Raw genomic sequence first — 5,670 nt, 5'->3', positions numbered from 1 at the left:
TGGTCATGGTTGCATGACCATATTACTGGGGATCCCTCAGCCCTTTGGGAGAGGGCTGGGGTGAGGGCATCAGGCCGCTTTATCTTCAATGCTTCAATCCCTTCACATACCCCACCAGCTGATCCAGCACGATCCCCCAGCCTTCATGGAAGCCCATCTGTTCATGCTGCTCACGGATTTCTTTCGTGGGATGGCGCGCAATCGCCGTATAGCGGGTTTTGCCCTCCCCAAGATCTTCCAGCAACAAAATCGCCGTCATAAACGGCTTTTCGGCTGGTTTCCACCCTTCGGTATAGCCGTCGGTAAAAACCAGCTTTTTGCCGGGATCGATTTCCAGGAAAACACCTTTATTATCCATCCTTTGCCCGTCCACGTCGAAAACGGTATTGAACCGTCCACCCACGCGCAGGTCGAGGTCGCATTCGGTCACTTTATGGGGGGCAGGAATAAAGAAGTTTTTGATGTGCTCTGGCGTCGTCCAGCAGAGCCACAGCAGGTCGCGCGGTGCATCCACCACGCGTTCCAGTTTTAAGTCTGTTTCGGGATCGAGCGTCACGATGTTGTCCTCTCAGGGGAACCCCTTACAAGGATAGCCGGACTCAGGCGAATTTTCCGTTTGCTACCGCTTCCGGCGTGACCACGCCCGTATCCAGTACCCAGCCGCTAATCAGCGAGGCTGGGGTGACGTCAAACGCCGGGTTGTAAACCTGCGCATTTTCCGGTGCCCACTGTACCGCGCCGAAGCTTCCCGCCACGCCCGTTACTTCACTGGCCGCGCGCTGCTCAATCGGGATCGCCTCACCGTTCGGGCACGCCGGATCGAGGGTGGTTTGCGGGGCGGCGACATAGAACGGAATGCCGTGAAATTTCGCCAGCACCGCCAGGGAATAGGTGCCGATTTTGTTCGCCACATCGCCGTTGGCGGCAATACGATCTGCCCCCACCCACACGGCATCCACCTCCCCTTTTGCCATCAGACTGGCGGCCATGGAGTCGGTAATCAGCTGATACGGCACGCCCAGCTCGCCGAGCTCCCACGCGGTCAGCCTGCCGCCCTGCAGCAGCGGACGGGTTTCATCCACCCAGACGTTGCTGACGTTGCCCTCCTCATGTGCGCGAGCAATAACACCCAGCGCAGTGCCGACGCCTGCGGTTGCCAGACCGCCAGTGTTACAGTGGGTCAGCAGGCGGCTACCGGGCTTCACCAGCGCGCTGCCCGCTGTCGCAATGGCGTCACAAAGCTGCCTGTCTTCGTCAATCAGTCGCAGAGCTTCCGTCACCAGCGCCGGAACGAAATCTTCCTGCCAGAGCGCCTGCTTCATGCGGTCGAGATTGTTCATCAGGTTGACCGCCGTTGGGCGGGCAGCGCGCAGCGTTTCCAGCGCCAGCGCCAGCTCGTCGCGGCTTTTCCCCTTTTCCGCCAGCAGCGCCAGCAGCAGACTTGCAGAGAGACCAATCAGCGGCGCACCGCGCACCCTAAGGGCGTGAATATGCCCCACCAGCGCCTCAACCGTTGAGGCGTCAAGCCAGCGTTTCTCCTGCGGAAGGGCCTGTTGGTCGAGAATAAAGAGCTGATTATCCGCCACCCGCAGGCTGGTCGTCTGTAATGTCTGCATGTCGTTAATTCCCTGTTGCGTTGTTGTAGCACATTGTGTCAGGATGAAATCCAGATGTATAGACGTCTAAATGTCTTTATTCGCAAATCAGTGAGGAGCAGGCAATGTCGCAATACCGTACCTTTACCGCCCAGGACGCCGTGGAGTATGCCAGGCAGTTTGGCGGCCTTGATAATCCATCATCACTGGTAGAGGCGCAGGAAGTAGGCGACGGCAACCTCAATCTGGTCTTCAAAATTTTCGATGCTCAGGGCGTGAGCCGCATCATCGTAAAACAGGCGCTGCCATATGTTCGCTGCGTCGGTGAGTCATGGCCGCTGACGCTGGACCGCGCCCGTCTTGAGGCGCAAACGCTGGTGGAGCATTACAAGCACAGCCCGCAGCATACCGTGAAAATTCATCATTTTGACCCGGAACTGGCGATCATGGTGATGGAAGATCTCTCCGACCATCGCATCTGGCGCGGGGAGCTGATTAAGAATAACGCCTACCCGCAGGCTGCGCGTCAACTGGGGGAGTACCTGGCGCACACGCTGTTCCACACCAGCGATTTTTACCTGCACCCGCACGATAAAAAAGCGCAGGTTGCCCAGTTCATTAACCCGGAGATGTGCGAGATCACTGAAGATCTGTTCTTTAACGATCCGTACCAGATCCACGAGCGCAACAACTATCCGGCTGAGCTGGAAAACGATGTCGCCGCCCTGCGCGATGACACCCAGTTGAAAATTGCCGTGGCCTCCCTGAAGCATCGCTTCTTCTCCCACGCCGAAGCGCTATTGCACGGGGATATCCACAGCGGATCGATTTTCGTGGCCGAGGGTAGCCTGAAAGCGATCGACGCCGAATTCGGTTACTTTGGCCCGATTGGGTTTGACGTGGGCACCGCCATCGGCAACCTGCTGCTGAACTTCTGTGGCCTGCCGGGGCATTTAGGCATCCGCGATGCCGCTGCCGCCCGGGAACAGCGTCTGATCGACATTCAGGCGTTATGGAATACCTTTGCGGAGCGCTTCCAGGCGCTGGCGCACGAGAAAACCCGGGATGCCGCGCTGAGTGCGCCGGGCTATGCCTCTGAATTTTTGAAAAAGGTCTGGCGAGATACCATTGGTTTCTGCGGAACGGAGCTGATCCGCCGCAGTGTGGGGCTGTCTCACGTCGCGGACATCGATACCATTCAGGACGACGCGATGCGCCACGAATGTCTACGCCACGCCATCACGCTGGGTAAAGCGCTGATTGTGATTGCCGATCGCATCGACAGCGTGGAAGAGCTGGTGGCAAGAGTGCGCCAGTACAGTTAAAAAAAACCTCCCTTTCGGGAGGTTTTTGCATCAGTTTTTGGTGAGCGTGGTGGTCACGGTGTAATCGAGAGACCACGATGAATGCCAGTCTTTACCGGCAAACTTGATATCCCCACGGTAAACCCCGCTCGGGAGATCCGGGTTATCGGCCTCAACATACTTAAGGCTGGCGCTATAGCCTGTGGTTTCCCAACTGCTACACAGAACCGCCACATTGAACGGACGGGTGGAGCAATCCGATCTGCGCTGCGCGCGAATCTTCACGTCCCGGGTATTGCCTTGTTCGTCCTTCATCGGCACGACAAGCGTGCTGTAACCTTCGGCGGTCCATACCAGGGACGTCGGCCCCTGCGTACTTCCCGTTGCCACAAACCCAAGCGAAGGGAAGCCAAATATTGCGCCCGTACTGAATGCGCTTGTCGAACCGGTAACGCTCCACATGGCTGAATAGCTGGCAATAAACACAACCGTTTGATCGGTTTTAGTGGTGTTATTACTCTCTGCACTCACCTTTGCCGTACCGGTATCCGGGCCACTCAGCTTCACGGTCGCCACGCCGCTGCCATTGGTCACACTGGTTTGCGCTGAAAGGGTATTAAGCGTGGTGTTCCAGTTGACCGTCGCATTTTTGACGGCATTACCGTTTACGTCTTTCACCACTGCGGTGTAGGTAATGCGGTCGGTGTTGACTACCGCGTGGTCAGAACTGGCCTTGAGGCTCTCAACCCTGGCGGTAGTCGCATCGCCAATAAATGTTACCGGCTCCGCGTTTATCGCCGCCGTTGAACCGACAACTGTTGCGCTAACCGTTGCCGTTCCGGCCGTTGTCGTTGACGCCGTTACAACCGCCTGACCCGCTTCGTTGGTTTTTGTGCTGGCGCTGGCAAGCTTCACGCTGCTGTTATCTACACGCCACGCCACATCCACACCGCTAAGCGGGTTATGGTTGGCGTCTTCGACGGTGGCGGTCCAGCGTATGGTCGCGTTCCCGTCAGCCACCGCCTCTTTTTTATCCGGACTCAGGCTCGTAAATTGCGCTGTCGCCGGATTACCGGTCACGGAGAGAGTAAGCGTCTGACCGCTACCATTCACCGTCGCGGTAACCGTCATGTTGCCCGCTTTGCGCGATGAGAAGCGCGTTTCAGTCTGCCCTTGCGCATTAGTCATTGCTGAAACGGGTGTCAGGGTCACATCAGCCGCATCACTGCTGCTCCAGTTAACGGCAACGCCTGGTACAGGGTTCTGATGGCTATCCACCACGGTTGCGGTTAACAGTACGGTATCGCTGTCAGCCACAATGCCGGTCGTTTTATCCGCCGTGAGGGTAGCCAGCTTTGCCGTGGTGGTGTCACCGGTGAAGGTCAGTTTTGTCACGCGTAACGTGTTACTGCCGAACGTGGCCTGAAGAGAATATTCCCCCGCGGTTTCAGAACGTAAGGTCACGCTCGCCTCACCCGATGCATTCGTCACGCTGCTCGTATCGGACAACGTCGCGCCGGAAGGGCTCACCGCCCAGCCAACCTTCGCTCCGTCAACCGGGTTGTCATTGGCATCCACAACGGTAGTGCGCACGGTGATACCGTCGGTGCCATTGGCTACCGCCGTTACGCTGTCGGCGGCCATCTCCGTCATTTTCGCGGTCGTGAGATCGGCCGTGAAGGTTGCGCTGTCAGCACGAACGGGTGCGCTTTCAGCGGTCTGAGCCGTGATTACAACGTTGCCTGATTTCAGCGAGGTAACCACCAGCGAGGCATTGCCCTGCGAATCCGTCCGCGTACTGCTGGCGGCGAGCTTAACGTCTGGGTTATCTGCCGACCAGTTAACCTCTACGCCCGAAATGGCGTTACCCTGTAGATCGCGCACCTGCGCCGTCCAGGTAATACTGTCGCTGCCGTTGGCCACGGCCTGTTGCTTATCGGCCACCACGGCGGCGATACGCTGCGTGCTGGTGTCTGCGACAAACGTTACGGCTTCCGCTTTCACCGCATTCTGCTGATTTACATCAGCATAAACCCAGGCAACGCCCGTTTTTGCTGACGACAGCGACAACGTGGCGTTTCCGGCTGCGTCGGTAACCGAGGTTTTGCTTCCTGCGGTCGTGCCATCTTCCCGCTTCACCGTCCAGTTAACCGTCACGCCTTCAAGCGGATGATTGCTGTTATCTGCGACCTGCGCGGTATACGTTACGCTGTCGCTGTTATTGGCAACAATGCGGGTTTTATCGACATTGACCGATCTCACCTGTGCGCTGGCGACAGAACGGCCACTGCCGCTCTCCAACAGTGACCCCGCCTGCACTGCGGTTTGTGCCACTACCCGCTCGGTGGTTTGCGGCTCGGCTACCTTATCCTGCGCGACGACGGGCGTCGCGCCCAGCGAAAATAACGACGGCGGAAGGAGTTGCAGTGCTATTTGCAACCAGGCTGCACATTTTTTCAGGCTCATTAAATTCATCCTTGAATAAAAAAAGAGCCATAGTACGTATCAGGACTTAAAGATAAAGTCGGCGCGTTTATTTTAAGAATCTATAAATATAAGCATTCACCTAATAAATATATTTCAGTTCCCCATTCCCTTTCAGCCCCAATATTCAATCACCGACAACCCGCCGTTATAATCCGTGCTGTAAATAATTCCCTGCGCATCCACAAAAACATCACACGACTGGATCACCTGCGGGCGATTCGGGCGTGTATCGACTTTGTTGAATAAATCGAACTTTTGCTGAGTTGAAGGATCAGATCACGCAT

The 5,670-nt window shown here is 56.8% G+C and carries 4 protein-coding genes; 1 reads left to right on the top strand and 3 read right to left on the bottom strand.

Annotation, left to right across the window (positions count from 1 at the left end):
* Window positions 1-85: 85 nt before the first annotated feature.
* Together HX884_RS25040 and mtnA are read right to left on the bottom strand one after the other, a co-directional pair.
* On the bottom strand, window positions 86-556 hold the full coding sequence (locus HX884_RS25040) for an SRPBCC family protein (protein WP_129327475.1): 471 nt from the start codon (window positions 554-556) through the stop codon (window positions 86-88).
* A 43-nt stretch (window positions 557-599) separates the two neighbouring features.
* Window positions 600-1,616 carry an S-methyl-5-thioribose-1-phosphate isomerase gene (gene mtnA, locus HX884_RS25035; RefSeq protein WP_013097616.1) on the bottom strand — a complete coding sequence of 339 codons (1,017 nt, stop codon included), beginning with the start codon at window positions 1,614-1,616 and terminating at the stop codon, window positions 600-602.
* 104 nt (window positions 1,617-1,720) lie between these two features.
* Here mtnA and mtnK point away from each other — a divergent pair, with 104 nt between their 5' ends.
* Entirely contained in the window at window positions 1,721-2,920 is a 1,200-nt protein-coding gene (gene mtnK / locus HX884_RS25030; RefSeq protein WP_178328951.1) for an S-methyl-5-thioribose kinase, read from the top strand.
* 30 nt (window positions 2,921-2,950) lie between these two features.
* Here mtnK and HX884_RS25025 read toward each other — a convergent pair whose 3' ends face one another.
* Entirely contained in the window at window positions 2,951-5,365 is a 2,415-nt protein-coding gene (locus HX884_RS25025; protein WP_249166309.1) for an Ig-like domain-containing protein, read from the bottom strand.
* Between the last annotated feature and the right edge of the window lie 305 nt (window positions 5,366-5,670).

The sequence above is a fragment of the Enterobacter sp. SECR19-1250 genome, from assembly GCF_013391025.1.
GTDB lineage: Bacteria > Pseudomonadota > Gammaproteobacteria > Enterobacterales > Enterobacteriaceae > Enterobacter > Enterobacter cloacae.
The sequence above is the reverse complement of the archived record's forward strand: the minus strand, read 5'-3'. Positions and strand labels throughout refer to the sequence as shown.

What these genes read in the sequence shown, in the direction of transcription:
- mtnA (WP_013097616.1), bottom strand. Translation starts at nt 1,616, where the DNA reads ATGCAGACATTACAGACGACCAGCCTGCGGGTGGCGGATAATCAGCTC.
- mtnK (WP_178328951.1), top strand. Translation starts at nt 1,721, where the DNA reads ATGTCGCAATACCGTACCTTTACCGCCCAGGACGCCGTGGAGTATGCC.
- HX884_RS25025 (WP_249166309.1), bottom strand. Translation starts at nt 5,365, where the DNA reads ATGAGCCTGAAAAAATGTGCAGCCTGGTTGCAAATAGCACTGCAACTC.